Source organism: Burkholderia sp. AU32262 (assembly GCF_020419985.1).
GTDB lineage: Bacteria > Pseudomonadota > Gammaproteobacteria > Burkholderiales > Burkholderiaceae > Burkholderia > Burkholderia semiarida.
Genome location: NZ_JAIZRS010000007.1, coordinates 109,031 through 125,411, shown reverse-complemented (window position 1 = coordinate 125,411; position 16,381 = coordinate 109,031). Strand labels below are relative to the sequence as shown.

Sequence of the window (16,381 nt, the reverse complement as noted above, 5' to 3'; positions counted from 1 at the left end):
CGCTTCGCCCCTTTCACGGGACCTGCACACACGATGAATACGACCACCCTGACCTCACAGGACGCCGCGCGCCCCAGCGCCGCGCAAATCCGGCGCATCATCTTCGCGGCGTCGATCGGCAACGCGCTCGAATGGTTCGACCTGATCGTCTACGGCTTCTTCGCGGTGACGATCGCCAAGCTGTTCTTCCCCGCCACGAGCGAAGCGACGTCGCTGATGCTGACGCTCGGCACGTTCGGGCTGTCCTACCTGATCCGGCCGATCGGCGGCTTCGTGCTCGGCGCGTACGCGGATCGCGCGGGCCGCAAGGCGTCGCTGCTGCTGTCGATCGCGATGATGATGGCCGGCACGCTGCTGATCGCGCTGATGCCGACCTACGCATCGATCGGCATTCTCGCGCCGCTCGGGATCATGCTGTCGCGGCTGATGCAGGGCTTTTCCGCCGGCGGCGAATTCGCGAGTTCGACCGCATTCCTCGTCGAGCACGCGCCGCAGCGGCGCGGCTTCATGTCGAGCTGGCAGTTCGCGAGCCAGGGCCTCGCGACGTTGCTCGCGTCGGGCTTCGGCGCGCTGCTGACGGCCACGCTGACCTCCGCGCAACTCGAAAGCTGGGGCTGGCGCGTGCCGTTCCTGTTCGGGCTGGCGATCGGCCCGGTCGGGCTGTACATCCGCCGCTACGTCGACGAAGGCGTCGAATTCAAGACGCAGGCACGCTCCGAGGCGCCGGTGCGCGAGCTGTTCGCGGGCCAGAAGGTGCGGCTGCTGCTGTCGATCGGCGTGCTCGTGATCTCGACCGCGATCAACTACATGATCCTGTACATGCCGACCTATGCGATCAAGCAGCTCGGGCTACCGGCATCGACCGGCTTCGCGGCGACGCTCGCGACCGGCTTCGTGCTCACGCTCGTCACGCCGGTCGTCGGCCATCTGTCCGACCGCACCGGGCGGATCCGCATGATGGCGGTCGCGGCCGTGCTGATGCTCGTGACCGTGTGGCCGACGTTCGCATGGCTCACGCGCCACGCGTCGTTCGCGACGATGCTCGCCGCACTGGTCTGGATCGGCGCGCTGAAGGCGATGTACTGCGGCGCGCTGCCGGCACTGATGGCCGAACTGTTCCCGTCGCAGACGCGCGCCACCGGGCTCGCGGTCAGCTACAACACCGGCGTCACGCTGTTCGGCGGCTTCGCGCCGTTCGTCATCACCTGGCTGATCAGCGCGACCGGCAACCGGCTGTCGCCGGCGCTCTATCTGATCGGATGTGCGCTGCTGAGCCTCGCCGCGCTGTTCGTCGCACGCACGCGGCTGAAGATGCGCTGACGCGAGCAACGACGGCGCGGCGCGGCGCCGTCGAAACCGCCCGATGCGGCCCGTCGCGGCATCGCTGCCGCGCGGGCCGCGCGCCGCTTACGGCGCCGGATTCGGCTGCCGTTCGTGCAACGCGTCGATCTCGGCGAGAATCTCGTCGGACAGCTTCACGTCGATGCTGCCGATGTTCTCCTTCAACTGCTCGAGCGACGTCGCGCCGACCAGGTTGCTGCGCACGAACGGGCGGCTGTTGACGAACGCGAGCGCCAGTTGCGCGGGCGACAGCCCGTGACGTCGCGCGAGCGCGACATAGCGCGACGTCGCCTCGACGGCCTGCGGCTTGCTGTAGCGCTGGAAACGCTCGAACAGCGTGATGCGTGCGCCGGCCGGACGCGCCCCGTTCTCGTACTTGCCGGACAGCCAGCCGAACGCGAGCGGCGAATACGCGAGCAGACCGACGCCGTCGCGATGCGTAAACTCCGACAGCCCGTTCTCGAACGTGCGGTTCAGCAGGCTGTACGGATTCTGGATGCTGGCGATGCGCGGCAGCCCGAGCCTTTCGGCCGCGCGCAGGAACTGCGCGACACCCCACGGCGTTTCGTTCGACACGCCGATCGCGCGCACCTTGCCGGCCTTCACGAATTCCGCGAGCACGCCGAGCGTTTCCTCGATCGGCACCGTGTACGCGTCGTCGACCCACGGATACGCGGGCCGGCCGAACGTGGTCGTGCTGCGATCGGGCCAATGCAACTGGTAGAGATCGACGTAGTCGGTCTGCAGGCGCTTGAGGCTGCCGTCGAGCGCTTCGGTCAGGTTCTTGCGGTCGAACTGGTTGCCCTCGCCGCGAATATGGCGTGGATTGTGCGGCTGCCGCGCCGGCCCCGCGATCTTCGTCGCGAGCACGATGCGATCGCGCTGCGCGCGATGCCGCGCGATCCAGGTGCCGATGTATTGTTCGGTGCGGCCTTGGGTGTCGGGCTTCGGCGGCACCGGATACATCTCCGCGGCGTCGATCAGCGTCACGCCCTGCCCGAGCGCGTAGTCGATCTGCTCGTGCGCGTCGCGCTCCGAATTCTGCTCGCCCCACGTCATCGTGCCGAGGCCGATCAGGCTGACCTCGATACCCGAATCGCCGAGTGTGCGGTATTCCATGCTGTTCCTGTCGCGTCGGTGGAAAGCAGGAACGCTATCACATTGGAGCGACTGCTTCAGACCGGCGCGGCACATGCTTACAAGCGGCCTGCGGTGCCGCCCGGCACGCTCCTGCGCTCCTTCGCCCGCTCCGTCAAGCGTGAGGCCGCCCCAGGTTACTGCGGCCGCTGGATGAAGCAGGTCGCCGACGCATGCGCGACGATCTTGTCGTCCGGCGTCTTCAGCGTGCCCTCCGCGACGCCCAGCGAACGCGACAGGTGAATCACCCGCCCTTCCGCGATCAGATCGACGTCGCGCGGCACGGGCCGCAGCATCTTCACGTGCAGATCGACGGTGCCGTAACCGACACCCGCATCGAGCATCGAATGCACCGCGCACCCGGTGACCGAATCGAGCACCGTCGCGGCGAACCCGCCGTGCACGCCGCCCAGCGGATTCAGGTGCCGGCCGTCCGCCCGCGCCGAGAACTTCACGTAACCGAGCTCGACGTCGAGCGGACGCATCGGGATCGTCTCGGAAATCGACGCGAGGGGCGCGTCGCCCGACACGGCGGCACGCAGCAGATCGAGGCCAGACAAGGAAAGCGGATTCATCGGGTTGTCTCCGGGTTGAAAGCGCGTCGCCGCGCGAGTAAGTTCTAAATTGGAACTCATTATTGTCAACGACGCCGGCCGTTGTCAACGCGGCTGCGCCCGTTGCGACCGAAGGCGGGTTCTATAATCGAACCCGCTATTTCGCTGAACCGCCGCAAGACCGCCGCAAGAGGCAAGAGACTCGACGATGAAATGGGATGACATCGGCACGCTGAACTGTTCGGTCGCCCGCACGCTCGCCGTGCTGGGCGACCGCTGGACCATGCTGATCCTGCGCAACGCCTTCCTCGGCTGCCGCCGCTTCGATGCGTTCCAGGCCCAGCTCGGCCTGACGCGCCACGTGCTGGCCGAACGGCTCGCGCGGCTCGTCGACGAAGGCGTGCTCGTCAAGCGCGCGTATCAGGAACGCCCGCCGCGCTTCGAATACCGGCTGACGGAAAAGGGCCTCGACCTCTACCCGGCCCTGCTCGCGCTGATGGCGTGGGGCGATCGCTGGAAGGACGATGGCCACGGTCCGCCGGTGCAATTGCGCCACCGGGCCTGCGGGCAGCTGATGCACGCGGTCACCGTATGCTCGGCCTGCGGCGAACCGCTCGACGCTCGCGACGTGCAGCCCGAGCCCGGGCCCGGCTGGATCGCGTCCGACGACGCCGGGGCGCGTGCAGCGGCGGATTGACGATGCGTTGCGTGCGGATGCCCGAGCGGCATGCCCGCCAGACGTACGCCTGAGCCGCGGGCCGCATTGATTGGGCGCCCGTCCGACCGGGCGCGCGCATTGCTCGCACGCGCGTGCTCGGCAACGGTACACGCAAAACGCACACAATCGTCGGGCCTACTCCTGTCCGTTGATCGCCGATCGCACACGGACCGCACAACGCAACTTTGCGTCACCCTTCTCCACCCCTACCGATCATCGCGTGGCCCGTCGCTTCGCATCCGCACGTGACCGGGCCGCCACGCGTGCGTTACACTCACGGCCCGCTGTCTCGAAATCATTCGCTGTCCAACATGTTGTCGCGCAATCGCCTCGCTGCCGCCTGTCTCGCCGCTTCCCTGCTCGCCACACCCTTCGCCGCCTTCGGCAAGACGCAAAGCGAATCGCTGCTTCAGCAGGCGATCGATCTCGTGTCGCGATGGTTGCCGGCTCCGACTCATGAAGCCCCCGCGACGCAGGTCGTCGAATCGGCCTTCTCGCCCGACGGCGGCGCCGAGGCGCTCGTGCTGAAAGCGATCGGCGCGGCGCGCAGTTCGATCCGGGTCGCCGCCTACTCGTTCACGTCGCCGCCCGTCACGCGTGCACTGCTTGCCGCCAAGCGCCGCGGCGTCAATGTCGCGGTGGTCGTCGACGACAAGGGCAACCGCGCAAAGAGCAGCAAGCAGGCACTGAACCTGCTCATCAACGCGGGCATCCCGACACGCACGATCGACACCTATGCGATCCATCACGACAAGTACCTCGTGATCGACGCCGAGCACGTCGAAACAGGCTCGTTCAACTACAGTGCGTCGGCGGCCAGCCGCAATTCCGAGAACGTCGTCGTGGTTTGGAACAATCCGCAACTCGCGTCGCGCTACCTCACGCACTGGCAAAGCCGCTTCGATCAGGGCACGCCGTACCGCTCCAGCTACTGACGCGCCGCACGCCCTTTCGCCCGTCGGCGCTCGTCCGCTCGCCTTCCCGCCACCATGGTGCAGATGATCGGCGAGCGCGGCGCGATGTTCAATTCGGCCGAATGGCCAGTGCACCGCTGCGCGAAGCGCCCGTCACGCGCGATGCCGCCATGCTCAATGGATCTCCGGCACCCGGCCAGTCGCGACGCCGGCATGCGCGCTCGACGCACAGCGATTCGCATGTCCGTCCGCACCGCTCGCCGAATTCGCCGACAAGCCGTGGGCGCCCATCGGCAGCGCACTGCGCACGCAATCGGTGCTGAATGTCAGTGTGTTCTGAACCAGCGGGTAAAGGAAATACAGCGCGAACGCGAGATAGCCCGCGTACAGGATTCGAACCATGGTGCGATGGGATGAACGATTGGACTTGTCCTGTTTACGGCGCGGCGACGCGCGCCTTGAGGTTATCGCCTGTCCGATTCCGCATCGGGGCGAAACCCGGGCCGGTGACACGCGCCTTTCACGGCATCGACACCGAATCTCATGAACCCGGTCACCGCCGTGGCGGAACATCCAGCGTGGCGATGCATCGACGAATGCGCGATACTGTTCCGCGTACGACCCATCACCGGCCCGACGGCCGGGACAAGAGGCAACGCCCATGCAAATCGCACCGAAATCGGCCGACGAGGCGGCCCGGCTCGATACGCTTCATTCGCTTTCGATCCTCGATACGCCGCCCGAAGAGCGTTTCGATCGCCTGACACGCCTCGCGCGGCGGCTGTTCGACGTCCCGATCGCCCTCGTCAGCCTCGTCGACGAGAATCGCCAGTGGTTCAAAAGTCATCCGGGCCTCGACGCCGCGCAGACGCCGCGCGACGTGTCGTTCTGCGCACACGCACTGCTCGCGCCCGATACGATGGTGATCCAGGACGCGCTGAACGACGACCGCTTCCACGACAATCCGCTCGTCACCGGCGCGCCCGGCATCCGCTTCTACGCCGGCCGGCCGCTCGCCGCACCGGACGGCGCCCCCATCGGCACGTTGTGCCTGATCGACACGCGGCCCCGCTCGCTCGAACCCGACGAACTCGCGCTGCTGGGCGATCTCGCCCACATGACCGAGCGCGAGATCGCCGCGCTGCATTTCGCGACCACCGACGAACTCACGCAACTGACGAACCGGCGCGGCTTCGAGCTTCTCGCCCGCCACGTGCTGAGGCTGTGCGATCGCGTCGGCCGTCACGCCGTGCTGCTGTTCTTCGACCTGAACGATTTCAAGGCGATCAACGATCGCTTCGGCCATGCCGAAGGCGACCGCGCGCTCAAGGCGTTCGCCGAAACGTTGACGGGCGCGCTGCGCGACAGCGACGTCATCGCACGGCTCGGCGGCGACGAGTTCGTCGTGCTGTTGAGCGCCACCGATCCGGCCGACGTCGCCGAGCCCGTCGAACGCGTCACGCAGGCGCTCGCGCAGCGCAACGCCGCCGACGCACGCGGCTACGCGATCCGGTTCAGCGTCGGGCACGTTGCCTACGATCCCGCACACCATCGCACCGTCGCCGACCTGCTGGCATCGGCCGATCGCCGGATGTACGAACACAAGCAGCACGGCAAGACGGCCGGCGCATGACCGCGAACGCGCCACGCGGGCCGCGGCGAGATCGCGCCGCCGCGCAGCGCGCTCGCCCACGGTCGTTCGACGCGGGCCGGTTCAACTGCCGCAAGGCGGCGCGCTGGCCATGGCGTCCGCGATCTGCTCGGGTGTCAGATCGCGCTGATGCGTCGCCAGCGACCAGCGATGCCCGAACGGATCCTCGACCTGCCCGTAACGATCGCCCCAGAACATGTCCGCGGCCGGAATCGTGACCGTCGCGCCGGCTGCCACCGCCTTCTGGATCGCCGCATCGGTGTCCGGCACGTACAGATGCAGGCAGACGGGCGTGCCTTTCAGCGCCTTCGGCCCCAGCGCACCGTGCTCGGGCATCTCATCCACCAGCATCAGCGTCGAATCCCCAATCGCGAGGCACGCATGCGCGAGCCGGCCGTCGGGCATCGCGAGGCGGAATCGTTCGGTCGCGTCGAACGCGCGCTTGTAGAAATCGATGGCTGCGGTCGCGCCCGCACAGATCAGATGCGGGGTCAGCGTGCGCATCCCTTCCGGGATCGGCTTGACGGACGTGGGCATGGTGTCGCTCCTTCAGTCGGTTGTCGTATCGAAAATCGGGACGGACGCGCGTTGCGCACGCCTCCGATGCTACGACGGACGACTCCGGCGAAAATCGACATGGCGCCCGGGATTTTTTTGTTTGCTCGTGTGACAGGGGCGCGGGACAACGCCGCTTCAGGCGTCATCGGCCCGTTCGCTCGGCCTGCTCGTCAGGCAGGCCGAACTGACGACGGCAGGCTTCAAGCAACCCGGCCACCGCGCCGAGCGGAAAATCGGCAAACCGGGCGATCGGCAGCATTACGCCACCCGGCACCTTCGTGCGCGACGAATGCGCGGAGAACTGGTAGCCGATGTAATGATTCCCGGCGACGCTGACGATCCGGAATTCGGTGACGTCCCGCCACGGCGTGACGGGTTTTTCGCGCGCGGCGCCGATCAGCCGGAAGCCCGTCTCGTCGATCTGCAGCGCGATCTTGCGCCGCGACGACACGAACAACGCCGCACTAACCAGCCCCAGCAACCCGGCCAGAGCGCCGGCGCGGCCACGTAACCGCACAGGCTCGCCGCGGCCAGCCCCGCACACACGATCGCCCTGCTTTTCAGGCTTCGGCTGTCGACTGCCAGCGTGACCGGCAACGCGCCGATGACCGTTTCCGCGTCGGGATCGACGTGCCGGCCGGAATCCGTTGGTTTCCGCTCGTCGGTCATTGCACGCCCGCTCGTGCCGACGGCCGCCGGCCCATCGACGCGGCCGGCATGTGAGGATTCCGATACCGATGGCGCGAATCACGCGCCGCGGCGCCGACATCGGTCAATTGCATACGTTGACGGAACCGTTGGCCGTGCATTGACCGGTGGCCCGGTGAGTCTGCTCCGCCAACCGGGGCGCGAGGCCCATGCCGCGATCCGGCGCGGCCGCCGGCGACGAGGCAGGATCGGTCGTCGACGCAGTCTCCGGCGACGGTTGCACGGGCGCCGGCCCGGACGCGGTCTGGCAGGCGGCAAGCGCCAGACACAGCGCGAATGCCGACGGGACGATGGAAAATCTGGACAGGGTCATGGACGCGCTCGCTCGATTCGTTTGGGGTAACGGCCCGCAGTCAGATCTGCGGCAGATCGCGCAACGTGCGCGACTCGCTCGTTGCATCGATGTCGAGCTCGATGCCTTCCGACGCATCGCGATACAGCACGCGTTTCAGCCTGGGCCCGATCGCGGTGGTATCCGATGCCGAGAAGATCGCGCGGACATCGTTACCGGACGCAAGCGCACGCGCCACGTCCGCCACCGGGGCCTCGCGCGGCGTCTCCGCCCACGAGCGATCGGCCGGGTTCACGGCCGCCCAGCGCACGTGCGTCACGCGCGCGCTGAGCGGATCGATCCGCACACCATTCACCGCAAACGTCGACATCGGCATCTCCTTTGAATTTTTGCGGCCTGCCGGCTGCACGCGGCAAGCGGCTGACAGCCGGATCTCGCGACCATGGCCCGCACGTGCCGGCGATCATGCGCGCTTGCCCGGCCAACGCGATTTTCGATGATACATTGGGACGCTTTGCAACCGTCAACAGACAATCGTGTACGGGAGAAACACATGAGCGACGCCTGGGGAACCTTCCCTGCCAGAATGGGCGACCATCAGGCTTTCATCAGCTTCAACCATGGCTTTGCGGAAATCGCCGAAGGCGATCCGCGCACGTCGCTGCTGAGCGTGCGCGTCCCGTTCGCGCGCCCGTCGCCCGAAGGCCTGCCGACCGGCGACGAATTCGCCGATCTCGCGAAGATCGAGGATCTGCTCGACGCCGCGATCATCGCGAAAGGCGGCGTGCAGGTCGGCCGCATCACCGTCGACGGCAACCGGGATTTTCTTTTCTACGTGCCGTTCGACGAGGAGGCAGCCGCGGAGATCGTCGATTCGCTGGCCGACCAGACGACCTATGCACTTCAGTACGCGCATCAGGACGACCCGGACAAGGCCACTTACTGGCAGACGCTCTACCCGACCGACGACGACTGGCAGATCATGCGCGACATGCGCACGCTGGATGCGCTGCGGCAGCAAGGCGACGTCCCCGACGTGAGCCGGCGCGTGATGCACTGGGCGTACTTCCCCGACCCGAGCGACGCGCACCAGTTCGCGGACTGGGCCGAAGCGAAAGGCTATCCGGTCGAATCGGTCGCGCCGACCGAAGACGGCAAGTCGGCCGTACGGTTTTCGCACGAAGGCACGATGGCGCTCGCCGACATCACGCGCCATACGATCGCGCTCAATCGCGAGGTACGCGCGCTCGGCGGAAACTACGACGGATGGGAAACCAGCGTCGAACAGGCGGGGTGAGCGAAGCGCCATGCCCGTGGCGCGCGATGTGACGTCACGCCATCCGACGCAAAAAACATCCCGGCAGCGATGTTGCCCGCCGCCGGGATCAAGGCATCGCCGGCAAAAACCGGCGATGGGCCTGAGGGTTCGCTCAGGCACGAGGAAAGCGATTCGTACGGATCAGGCGAACGGATGTGGGGACGCGAACGAATGCCGTCGCGCAGCCCGCCGGACGCCTGTCCGGTTCCGCCGACGCAGCCTTCCGGCGTCGGGGGGCAAAAAGCCCCCGCTCCTGCGCGAGCGAGCGGGGAAACGGTTGACCGGGCCGGGGAAGAACGGTCAACCGGTCAAATTGTGATCGCGGGTCACGCGACGGTCTGTGCGGCAACTCACCCTTTGGTGACAATGTGACGATAACCGGCATGCTCGCGTGCCGACGAATACCTTCATGGTTCAAGCGCGACGCATTGCTTGTGGACTTCGCTGACGAAGAGCCGGCCGACAGCGTTCGCCTTCCCATCCAGCGGTTTATCCCGTCTTAATTCAATTCAATTTTTCAGCACCGAGCGCAGTTTCCGGTAAGTCGCCGGTATTGTCAAAGCAGGATTATTCTATTTTTTGACGCGAAGTGATTTTCGCTTCATTTTTTCGCGAGGAATTTCACGCACGCAATGATCTGCGTCACGAAAACACGAGTTCGTCACTACAACGAGCCGCTGGAAAACCAGTCGGTAACCATATCGATCCAGTCGAGATTGCTGACGATCTCGACAGCGGCATCGCCGACGATCTCGATAGCGACATCGCCAACGATTTCGGCCGTCGACGAATCTGCCGCCACCGCGCCGGTCGCCACCGCGCTCGCCTTCGCAATCGCGGTCGATGCGACGGGCTTCGGATCGGCAAGTCGCTCCAGCCAGTCGATGATATTGGCGCGCGCGTCTTCCGCATCGGCGAAATCATTGCGCTCCAGAAAGCGATCGAACACGATCCACGCGAGCGTCCTGCTTCGCACCGCGGATTCGAGTTGCCTGTCGACAACGGCGGTACGGCCCGACGCCGTGATGTCGAGCGTTGCTCTGAAACAGTAATCGAGATACTCGATCTCGAGTTTCGACGACATGGCTTCTCCGCTCAATCCGCCCTCTCTATTTTTATGACGCCCGGCACCCGACGGGCTTCGCGGCACAGTGTGAATCTTGCGTGAATTTCGCGCGGCGCTTCATTTTCACCGGCAGTATCACGATATTCTCGCAACCTGTCGATATCGACCGCAGCCATATGACCGCTCTCATTCCTTTTGCCCTTCCGATGGCACCGGAAGTTGCCCCGCCTTGCCATTTCCGTTGTCGACCTGCTCCGCGGCCGTCGTCGCGCTGCTAAACTCGGATCACAAAGACCTCGCGCCACCAGAGGAAATAATGACGCTCGCTCAAGCAAAACAAAGCGGCGTAGATGTCTGGATCGTCCAGCTTCCCGGACACGCCCCCTATGCCTACACGCACCTCAAGCGAGTATTCTCGTCCGACGACTCGCGGCATCGGGTCGTGACGGTCGACCTGAAGAAATTGCTGGCCTGCGCCGACCGCGACACCACCGACTACGTACTGCCGTCGGTTCAGTACTGGGCCCCTGGCAAAGCCGCCGGCATCCGCGAATTCCTCGATCCGAACCGCAGCAGGATCCCGGACATGCCGTTCATCACGTTTCGCGAGACGAGAACGCGAACGCTACTCGGTATTCCCGGCCTGTCGAAAATCGGCGTCGCGTCGTTCCGTAACGGCCAGCATCGCGCGCGCTATCTGGCCTATGCCGGTGCGACGACCTTGCCCGTCGAAATCCACGAGACCGAAGCCGATTTGCTTGTGCGGTATTGCGGCGAATGATCGCAATGTCCGTTCGGGTTTCCCCTCGCGCGATGCCATGGCGGCCGGGTGCCGCCGCCCGCGCCGAAGCCGCAAGCGTTCAAGCCTCGATCGCGTAAATCCGGTCAATGACTTCCGTTTGGCCGAGGCGACACGTTTCGACGCCGGCCAATCGCCAGCCGTTGTGTTCGTAGAACCCGATCGCGCGCACGTTGCCCTCCAGCACCTGCAGATGGACCTTGCCCACGCCGATCGACCTGGCCCACGCGCGAACGGCTTCGATCATGCGCTTGCCCGTGCCGCCGCCGTGATGCGAAGGATGAACGTGCAGGCAGTCGAGCAGCACGCCAAGCGCCGGATCGACGGGGCGCTCGGCGCTGACGAAGCCGACCGGCTCGCCGTGCGACTCGGCGATCAGCACGAAGCCCCACTCGCTCTCGTCGCGATCGAAATACTTGCGCCAGCGAACCGCGTGCTCAGTCGGCACCTCGTCGGTCAGATAGGCGGCCGGAAGGATATGGCTATAGGCGGTTTGCCAGCTCAGCGTGTGCAGGCGAGCAATGTGGTTCGCGTCGTGCGCCGTCGCGGCGCGCAGTGTGGTCCGGGTGCCCGGCATCGGCGGCAACTCCTTGTGCTGGTTTTCTTGATCGGCATGTGTCATCGCAAAATATACCGTGCTTTGCGGGATGCATTTCATGCAGCGCGGTGTCGGGACGTCGGCGTGCGGGCAAAAAAAATCCCGACACCTTCATCGGTCATCGGGATCGAACGGCCCTGCAAAGCATGAGGGCACGAGGAAGGTCCTACATTACACGCATGCAAGATTGTTGCACTTTGTCGGTTTGCGCCAAGCCCCTGTTCGATTCCGCCAATCAGCGGGTTATGCGCAGCCGTAAACGAAAAAAGCCTGCTCGCGTTTGGCGCGAGCAGGCAAGAAAACGGATCAGCATTCGAGGCACGAGGGCTGTCCAGAGAAGATAACGGCACGGCGCGCGGGAACCTTAGGCGGGAAAGAAAAACGTCGCGGGTAAACGGGTACGAACGTTGTCAGCGCAACGACACGGAAGCGCGATACGAAGCAGGCCCGAGGCCTCGTCGCCATCTCCGTCATCCCCGTCGGCGATGCGAGACAAGCGGTGCCATCGGTCGATACCACGCACGATCGCGCGCCCGATTTCAACACCTGCCCGTCTCGCCCACGATTTCATATTCGACATCGAAGCCATATCGTCGGGGCGACTCGATTTACGCAACCGCACTTTCGAAGCGCACGAGCGCCGACATGGTATCGCGGTCGCTTCGTTGAATACGGGATGCCGCTTCGTTAAAGACGCCGCGAGCAGGACACGCCGAGGCTCTATCCGAACGCCGAAAAGCAAAAAGCCCGGTTCAATGAACCGGGCTTTTTGCTTGAATTTGTTGGGGTGGCTGATGGGACTCGAACCCACGACGACAGGAATCACAATCCTGGACTCTACCAACTGAGCTACAGCCACCACTGATACTGCTTGCTTCGTTTCGCTGTTTTGTTTCAGCAGCGAAGAACAAGATTATACGAAGTCTTTTGAATCTTGCAAAGCATTTTTTTCAAAAATTTCTTCGGCCGCGTTCAGATGCGCACGCGCCTCGTCGAACACGGCCAGATCGCCGCGTGCGAGCTTCTTGTTGTCGGACAGCACGCGACGCCAGCCGCGCGCGCCCGGCATGCCGCGATACAGCCCGAGCGCGTGCCGCACGATCGCGCCGAGGTAGGTGCCGCGCTTCAGCTCGGCCGCGCAATACGCGATCAATTGCGCCTCGGCCTCTTCGCGCGTCGGCACCGCCGAGGTCGCTCCGTAGAAGCGCGCATCGACCTCCGCCAGCACGTACGGGTTGTGATAGGCCTCGCGGCCGAGCATCACGCCATCGACGTGCTCGAGATGCCGCGCAACCTCATCGAGCGTCGTGATGCCGCCGTTGATCACGATCTCCAGCGACGGAAAATCGCGCTTCAACCGATACGCATAGTCGTACTTGAGCGGCGGGATCTCGCGATTCTCCTTCGGCGACAGCCCTTTCAGGATCGCGTTGCGCGCATGCACGACGAACGTTTCGCACCCGGCCTCGGCCACCGTGCCGACGAAGTCGCGCACGAACGCGTAGTCCTCGACCGCGTCGACGCCGATCCGGTGCTTGACCGTCACCGGCACCGACACTGCATCGCGCATCGCCTTCACGCAGTCGGCGACGAGCGGCGGCTCGTTCATCAGGCACGCGCCGAACGCACCGCGCTGCACGCGCTCGGACGGGCACCCGCAGTTCAGGTTGATCTCGTCGTAGCCCCACTGCTCGCCGAGCTTCGCCGCGCGCGCGAGATCGTCCCGCTCGCTGCCGCCCAATTGCAGCGCGACCGGCGATTCGCTCGGCGTGAACGCAAGATGCCGCTGGGCGTCGCCGAACAGCAGGGCGCCCGTCGTGATCATCTCCGTATACAGCCACGTATTGCGCGTCAGCGTGCGGTGGAACGACCTGCAATGGCGGTCGGTCCAGTCGAGCATCGGCGCGACGGATACGCGGCGGGGAGGAAGCGAGGGTGGAACGGACATGGAATTCGGGTACAGGCCAGACGGCACGGAACAACCCGGCATTTTACCGCAAGACCGGCCCTGCCCGCCCGACACGCGCACTACCGGCCGCCTAATTCAGCATCGACCGCGCGGCGCGCCTCGTCGAACACGCGCTCGATCACGCGCCGTTCGGTGAGCAGCATCCCGTCGATCTTGACCAGCCGCCAGTCGATCCGCACGGCATCGCCCTGCAGCACGCGATAGTGCGCCCGCTCGCCGTCCCAGACCTGCTCGGTCTTCACCTCGATCTCGAAGCCGCGGTACGGCTCGCTGAAATCGCCGAGGTCGCTCCCTCTCGGTTCCATCGCACGCTCCGTGGTGATGCCGCGCCAAGCCGCCCGCGGGGCCGGCGCCGCGCGCTCAATCGTATTCGTCGGACAAAAACGACCGGCCATCGGCCGTCAGATCGACCCGGTCGGCCGTCGCCTGATAGATCAGCCCGTCATTCAGCAACGCGTAGACGACGTCGTCGAACGCGGCGGGAACCGGCCGGCTGTCGCCGAACTGGTCGATCCATTTCAGCGCCTCGATGGCTTCGGGGGAAAGGATGGGGGTCATGCGTTGGCCTCCGGCATCGGTGTCGTTCCATCCTAGCACTTCGCCCGGAAGCCGAATACCGTGGCAAACGCGCCGCGCGAAATGCAATGCGGCGCCGGCGGGCACGCTGCCCTGCGGCGCCGCACCGAGGCGCGACCCGCGCGCTCAGAGACGCGCGATCGAGACTTCCGTCGACTTCACGAGCGCGACGACTTCGGCGCCGACCTTCAGTTCGAGTTCGTCCACCGAACGGGTGGTGATCACCGACGTGACGATGCCGAACGGCGTCTCGACGTCGACTTCGGAGACCACGGAACCGCGGATGATCTCCTTGACCTTGCCCTTGAACTGGTTACGTACGTTGATTGCAGTGATGCTCATCGGGATGATCGCTCCGAAGAAAAAAGTCTCAGAACGGGCGGCCGAAGCCGCCCGGAATTAAACGGCCCAGCGGATCTGCCCGACCGGTCGAACCTTGTCTGCTTCATGCGCCGCGTCGTGCTCGCCCGCGCCGGGGCCGCCGGCGAGCACGCGTTTCAGCACGCGGTCCTCCAGCGCCGCGAAGGCGGCCGACGCGCGGGCGCGCGGCCGGTCGAGCGGCACCGACTGGTCGAGCGCCACCCGCCCCTGCTCGATCAACAGGATGCGGTCGCCGAGCGCGACGGCCTCCTGCACGTCGTGCGTGACGAGCAGCGCGGTGAACCGGTGTTCGCGCCACAGGCGCTCGATCAGCGCATGCATCTCGATGCGGGTAAGCGCGTCCAGCGCGCCGAGCGGCTCGTCGAGCAGCAGCAGTTGCGGCCGGTGCACGAGCGCACGTGCCAGTGCGACGCGCTGCCGCTGGCCGCCCGACAGTTGCGCGGGCCAGTCGTTCGCGCGTTCCAGCAGCCCGACTTCGTCGAGCACCGCGCGGGCCTGGTCGCGCGCGCCGCGGCCGAGCCCCAGCATCACGTTCTGGAGCACGGTCTTCCACGGCAGCAGGCGCGCATCCTGGTACATGATCCGCGTATCGAGCGCGCCGCCGCCCTCGCCGCGCGTCACGAGCGCGCCGCTGCTCGGTTGCTCGAGCCCCGCGACGAGACGCAGCAGCGTCGATTTCCCGCAGCCGCTGCGGCCGACGATCGCGACGAAGCTGCCGCGCGCGATGCCGAGCTCGACGTTGTCGAGCACCGTGCGGGCGCCGAAGCGCTTGCTGACGCCCGACAGCGTGACCGCGTCGTCGGGAGCCGGGCTGCCCGGGCGCCGCCGTGCCAGCGGCACGACCGATGCGCTGCCGTCGCGTTCGAGGATCGCCGCATCGCGCGCGTCGCCATCCGCGACGCGGGCCTGCGCGAGCTCGGCCTCGAGGTCTGCGCCGGCGAGCGGGCCGTAGGCGGCCGCCGAAGTCGTCGCATTCATGCCTTTGCTCCTGATTGATAGGCGGGGTGCCAGCGCAGCGTCACGCGCTCGATCGATTTCGCCAGCACATCGGCCAGCTTGCCGAGCACCGCGTACAGCAGGATGCCGACCACCACCACGTCGGTTTGCAGGAATTCACGCGCGTTCATCGTCATGTAGCCGATGCCCGACTGCGCGGAGATCGTTTCCGCGACGATCAGCATCACCCACATCAGCCCGAGCGCGAAACGCACGCCGACGAGGATCGACGGCAACGCACCGGGCAGGATCACGTCGCGGTACAGCGCGAAGCCGCGCACGCCGTAGCTCTTCGCCATCTCGATCAGGTTCGCGTCGACCGAGCGGATCCCGTGATACGTATTGATGTAGACGGGGAAAAACACGCCGAGCGCGACGAGGAACAGTTTCGCCTTCTCGTCGATGCCGAACCACAGGATCACGAGCGGAATCATCGCGAGCGCCGGAATGTTGCGGATCATCTGGATCGTCGAGTCGAGCGCGACCTCGGCGGCCTTCGACAGCCCGGTCGCAAGCCCCAGCGCGAGGCCGACGCCGCCGCCGATCGCGAAGCCGAACAGCGCGCGCCACGTACTCACTTTCACGTTCGCCCACATTTCGCCCGACGTCACGAGCGACCACGCCGCGCGCACGACCGCCACCGGCTCGGGCAGCACGCGGGTCGACAGCCAGCCGGTGCGCGCACCGACTTCCCATACCACCAGCAACGCGAGCGGCACGAGCCACGGCGCGACGCCGCGCCACGCGCGGGCGGCCACGGCGACGCCCGTCGTCGAGGTTTTCGTTGTCATCGCAGGCCTCCGTC

At 65.9% G+C, this 16,381-nt stretch carries 21 protein-coding genes and 1 tRNA gene; 6 read left to right on the top strand and 16 right to left on the bottom strand.

What is annotated here, in order from left to right:
- The first annotated feature begins 33 nt into the window (after positions 1–33).
- Positions 34–1,320, top strand: a complete 1,287-nt coding sequence (locus LGN10_RS10775) for an MFS transporter (protein WP_059584158.1) — start codon at positions 34–36, stop codon at positions 1,318–1,320.
- Positions 1,321–1,407: 87 nt separating this feature from the next.
- Here the strand turns inward: LGN10_RS10775 and LGN10_RS10770 are convergent, their stop codons facing one another.
- Complete coding sequence (locus LGN10_RS10770) at positions 1,408–2,460, bottom strand: NADP(H)-dependent aldo-keto reductase (RefSeq protein WP_099316367.1); 1,053 nt, start codon at positions 2,458–2,460, stop codon at positions 1,408–1,410.
- Positions 2,461–2,615: 155 nt separating this feature from the next.
- Positions 2,616–3,053: a PaaI family thioesterase gene (locus LGN10_RS10765; protein WP_006484216.1), complete on the bottom strand. Its 438-nt coding sequence runs from the start codon at positions 3,051–3,053 to the stop codon at positions 2,616–2,618.
- A 187-nt stretch (positions 3,054–3,240) separates the two neighbouring features.
- Here LGN10_RS10765 and LGN10_RS10760 point away from each other — a divergent pair, with 187 nt between their 5' ends.
- Both LGN10_RS10760 and LGN10_RS10755 read left to right on the top strand, forming a co-directional pair.
- Positions 3,241–3,729, top strand: coding sequence for a winged helix-turn-helix transcriptional regulator (locus LGN10_RS10760; protein WP_226223228.1), 489 nt, complete (start codon positions 3,241–3,243; stop codon positions 3,727–3,729).
- A gap of 332 nt (positions 3,730–4,061) precedes the next feature.
- Positions 4,062–4,685, top strand: a complete 624-nt coding sequence (locus LGN10_RS10755; RefSeq protein ID WP_059638683.1) for a phospholipase D family protein — start codon at positions 4,062–4,064, stop codon at positions 4,683–4,685.
- Between the two features lie 153 nt (positions 4,686–4,838).
- On the opposite strand, the gene LGN10_RS10750 is transcribed toward LGN10_RS10755, so the two are convergent.
- Positions 4,839–5,066, bottom strand: coding sequence for a hypothetical protein (locus LGN10_RS10750; RefSeq protein ID WP_059638685.1), 228 nt, complete (start codon positions 5,064–5,066; stop codon positions 4,839–4,841).
- A gap of 259 nt (positions 5,067–5,325) precedes the next feature.
- Between LGN10_RS10750 and LGN10_RS10745 the strand changes: the two genes are divergently transcribed.
- Entirely contained in the window at positions 5,326–6,297 is a 972-nt protein-coding gene (locus LGN10_RS10745) for a sensor domain-containing diguanylate cyclase (RefSeq protein WP_059584166.1), read from the top strand.
- An 81-nt stretch (positions 6,298–6,378) separates the two neighbouring features.
- Here LGN10_RS10745 and LGN10_RS10740 read toward each other — a convergent pair whose 3' ends face one another.
- From LGN10_RS10740 to LGN10_RS10725, 4 genes are all read right to left on the bottom strand, one after another.
- On the bottom strand, positions 6,379–6,852 hold the full coding sequence (locus tag LGN10_RS10740) for a VOC family protein (RefSeq protein WP_104012165.1): 474 nt from the start codon (positions 6,850–6,852) through the stop codon (positions 6,379–6,381).
- A gap of 163 nt (positions 6,853–7,015) precedes the next feature.
- Positions 7,016–7,624 (bottom strand): hypothetical protein, encoded by a 609-nt coding sequence (locus LGN10_RS10735; RefSeq protein ID WP_226223224.1) that lies wholly within the window; start codon positions 7,622–7,624, stop codon positions 7,016–7,018.
- A 21-nt stretch (positions 7,625–7,645) separates the two neighbouring features.
- The gene (locus LGN10_RS10730) at positions 7,646–7,894 is read right to left on the bottom strand and encodes a hypothetical protein (protein ID WP_226223222.1); all 249 of its coding nucleotides are present in this window, start codon (positions 7,892–7,894) and stop codon (positions 7,646–7,648) included.
- A 40-nt stretch (positions 7,895–7,934) separates the two neighbouring features.
- Positions 7,935–8,243 (bottom strand): hypothetical protein, encoded by a 309-nt coding sequence (locus tag LGN10_RS10725; protein ID WP_059584348.1) that lies wholly within the window; start codon positions 8,241–8,243, stop codon positions 7,935–7,937.
- A 183-nt stretch (positions 8,244–8,426) separates the two neighbouring features.
- Here LGN10_RS10725 and LGN10_RS10720 point away from each other — a divergent pair, with 183 nt between their 5' ends.
- Positions 8,427–9,170: a DUF695 domain-containing protein gene (locus tag LGN10_RS10720; RefSeq protein WP_059584173.1), complete on the top strand. Its 744-nt coding sequence runs from the start codon at positions 8,427–8,429 to the stop codon at positions 9,168–9,170.
- Between the two features lie 685 nt (positions 9,171–9,855).
- On the opposite strand, the gene LGN10_RS10715 is transcribed toward LGN10_RS10720, so the two are convergent.
- Positions 9,856–10,275 carry a hypothetical protein gene (locus tag LGN10_RS10715; protein WP_124657966.1) on the bottom strand — a complete coding sequence of 140 codons (420 nt, stop codon included), beginning with the start codon at positions 10,273–10,275 and terminating at the stop codon, positions 9,856–9,858.
- Between the two features lie 298 nt (positions 10,276–10,573).
- Between LGN10_RS10715 and LGN10_RS10710 the strand changes: the two genes are divergently transcribed.
- A complete protein-coding gene (locus tag LGN10_RS10710) occupies positions 10,574–11,038 on the top strand; it encodes a plasmid fertility inhibition factor family protein (RefSeq protein WP_059638827.1) in 465 nt (154 codons plus the stop codon).
- A 79-nt stretch (positions 11,039–11,117) separates the two neighbouring features.
- Here LGN10_RS10710 and LGN10_RS10705 read toward each other — a convergent pair whose 3' ends face one another.
- The 8 genes from LGN10_RS10705 to ssuC form a co-directional block, all read right to left on the bottom strand.
- Positions 11,118–11,633 carry a GNAT family N-acetyltransferase gene (locus LGN10_RS10705; protein WP_059638828.1) on the bottom strand — a complete coding sequence of 172 codons (516 nt, stop codon included), beginning with the start codon at positions 11,631–11,633 and terminating at the stop codon, positions 11,118–11,120.
- Positions 11,634–12,437: 804 nt separating this feature from the next.
- Positions 12,438–12,513, bottom strand: a tRNA-His gene (locus LGN10_RS10700).
- 54 nt (positions 12,514–12,567) lie between these two features.
- On the bottom strand, positions 12,568–13,554 hold the full coding sequence (gene dusA / locus LGN10_RS10695; RefSeq protein WP_059584302.1) for a tRNA dihydrouridine(20/20a) synthase DusA: 987 nt from the start codon (positions 13,552–13,554) through the stop codon (positions 12,568–12,570).
- A 128-nt stretch (positions 13,555–13,682) separates the two neighbouring features.
- A complete protein-coding gene (locus LGN10_RS10690) occupies positions 13,683–13,928 on the bottom strand; it encodes a hypothetical protein (protein ID WP_059584304.1) in 246 nt (81 codons plus the stop codon).
- Between the two features lie 55 nt (positions 13,929–13,983).
- Positions 13,984–14,181 carry a hypothetical protein gene (locus LGN10_RS10685; protein ID WP_006484168.1) on the bottom strand — a complete coding sequence of 66 codons (198 nt, stop codon included), beginning with the start codon at positions 14,179–14,181 and terminating at the stop codon, positions 13,984–13,986.
- 144 nt (positions 14,182–14,325) lie between these two features.
- Positions 14,326–14,541 carry a TOBE domain-containing protein gene (locus LGN10_RS10680; protein WP_006476104.1) on the bottom strand — a complete coding sequence of 72 codons (216 nt, stop codon included), beginning with the start codon at positions 14,539–14,541 and terminating at the stop codon, positions 14,326–14,328.
- 57 nt (positions 14,542–14,598) lie between these two features.
- A complete protein-coding gene (locus LGN10_RS10675) occupies positions 14,599–15,558 on the bottom strand; it encodes an ATP-binding cassette domain-containing protein (RefSeq protein WP_059584305.1) in 960 nt (319 codons plus the stop codon).
- Positions 15,555–16,367 (bottom strand): aliphatic sulfonate ABC transporter permease SsuC, encoded by an 813-nt coding sequence (gene ssuC, locus LGN10_RS10670; protein WP_059584307.1) that lies wholly within the window; start codon positions 16,365–16,367, stop codon positions 15,555–15,557. The genes LGN10_RS10675 and ssuC overlap by 4 nt, the downstream gene beginning before the upstream one ends.
- Positions 16,368–16,381 lie beyond the last annotated feature (14 nt).

What these genes read in the sequence shown, in the direction of transcription:
- LGN10_RS10775 (WP_059584158.1), top strand. Translation starts at nt 34, where the DNA reads ATGAATACGACCACCCTGACCTCACAGGACGCCGCGCGCCCCAGCGCC.
- LGN10_RS10770 (WP_099316367.1), bottom strand. Translation starts at nt 2,460, where the DNA reads ATGGAATACCGCACACTCGGCGATTCGGGTATCGAGGTCAGCCTGATC.
- LGN10_RS10765 (WP_006484216.1), bottom strand. Translation starts at nt 3,053, where the DNA reads ATGAATCCGCTTTCCTTGTCTGGCCTCGATCTGCTGCGTGCCGCCGTG.
- LGN10_RS10760 (WP_226223228.1), top strand. Translation starts at nt 3,241, where the DNA reads ATGAAATGGGATGACATCGGCACGCTGAACTGTTCGGTCGCCCGCACG.
- LGN10_RS10755 (WP_059638683.1), top strand. Translation starts at nt 4,062, where the DNA reads ATGTTGTCGCGCAATCGCCTCGCTGCCGCCTGTCTCGCCGCTTCCCTG.
- LGN10_RS10750 (WP_059638685.1), bottom strand. Translation starts at nt 5,066, where the DNA reads ATGGTTCGAATCCTGTACGCGGGCTATCTCGCGTTCGCGCTGTATTTC.
- LGN10_RS10745 (WP_059584166.1), top strand. Translation starts at nt 5,326, where the DNA reads ATGCAAATCGCACCGAAATCGGCCGACGAGGCGGCCCGGCTCGATACG.
- LGN10_RS10740 (WP_104012165.1), bottom strand. Translation starts at nt 6,852, where the DNA reads ATGCCCACGTCCGTCAAGCCGATCCCGGAAGGGATGCGCACGCTGACC.
- LGN10_RS10730 (WP_226223222.1), bottom strand. Translation starts at nt 7,894, where the DNA reads ATGACCCTGTCCAGATTTTCCATCGTCCCGTCGGCATTCGCGCTGTGT.
- LGN10_RS10725 (WP_059584348.1), bottom strand. Translation starts at nt 8,243, where the DNA reads ATGTCGACGTTTGCGGTGAATGGTGTGCGGATCGATCCGCTCAGCGCG.
- LGN10_RS10720 (WP_059584173.1), top strand. Translation starts at nt 8,427, where the DNA reads ATGAGCGACGCCTGGGGAACCTTCCCTGCCAGAATGGGCGACCATCAG.
- LGN10_RS10715 (WP_124657966.1), bottom strand. Translation starts at nt 10,275, where the DNA reads ATGTCGTCGAAACTCGAGATCGAGTATCTCGATTACTGTTTCAGAGCA.
- LGN10_RS10710 (WP_059638827.1), top strand. Translation starts at nt 10,574, where the DNA reads ATGACGCTCGCTCAAGCAAAACAAAGCGGCGTAGATGTCTGGATCGTC.
- LGN10_RS10705 (WP_059638828.1), bottom strand. Translation starts at nt 11,633, where the DNA reads ATGCCGGGCACCCGGACCACACTGCGCGCCGCGACGGCGCACGACGCG.
- dusA (WP_059584302.1), bottom strand. Translation starts at nt 13,554, where the DNA reads ATGCTCGACTGGACCGACCGCCATTGCAGGTCGTTCCACCGCACGCTG.
- LGN10_RS10690 (WP_059584304.1), bottom strand. Translation starts at nt 13,928, where the DNA reads ATGGAACCGAGAGGGAGCGACCTCGGCGATTTCAGCGAGCCGTACCGC.
- LGN10_RS10685 (WP_006484168.1), bottom strand. Translation starts at nt 14,181, where the DNA reads ATGACCCCCATCCTTTCCCCCGAAGCCATCGAGGCGCTGAAATGGATC.
- LGN10_RS10680 (WP_006476104.1), bottom strand. Translation starts at nt 14,541, where the DNA reads ATGAGCATCACTGCAATCAACGTACGTAACCAGTTCAAGGGCAAGGTC.
- LGN10_RS10675 (WP_059584305.1), bottom strand. Translation starts at nt 15,558, where the DNA reads ATGAATGCGACGACTTCGGCGGCCGCCTACGGCCCGCTCGCCGGCGCA.
- ssuC (WP_059584307.1), bottom strand. Translation starts at nt 16,367, where the DNA reads ATGACAACGAAAACCTCGACGACGGGCGTCGCCGTGGCCGCCCGCGCG.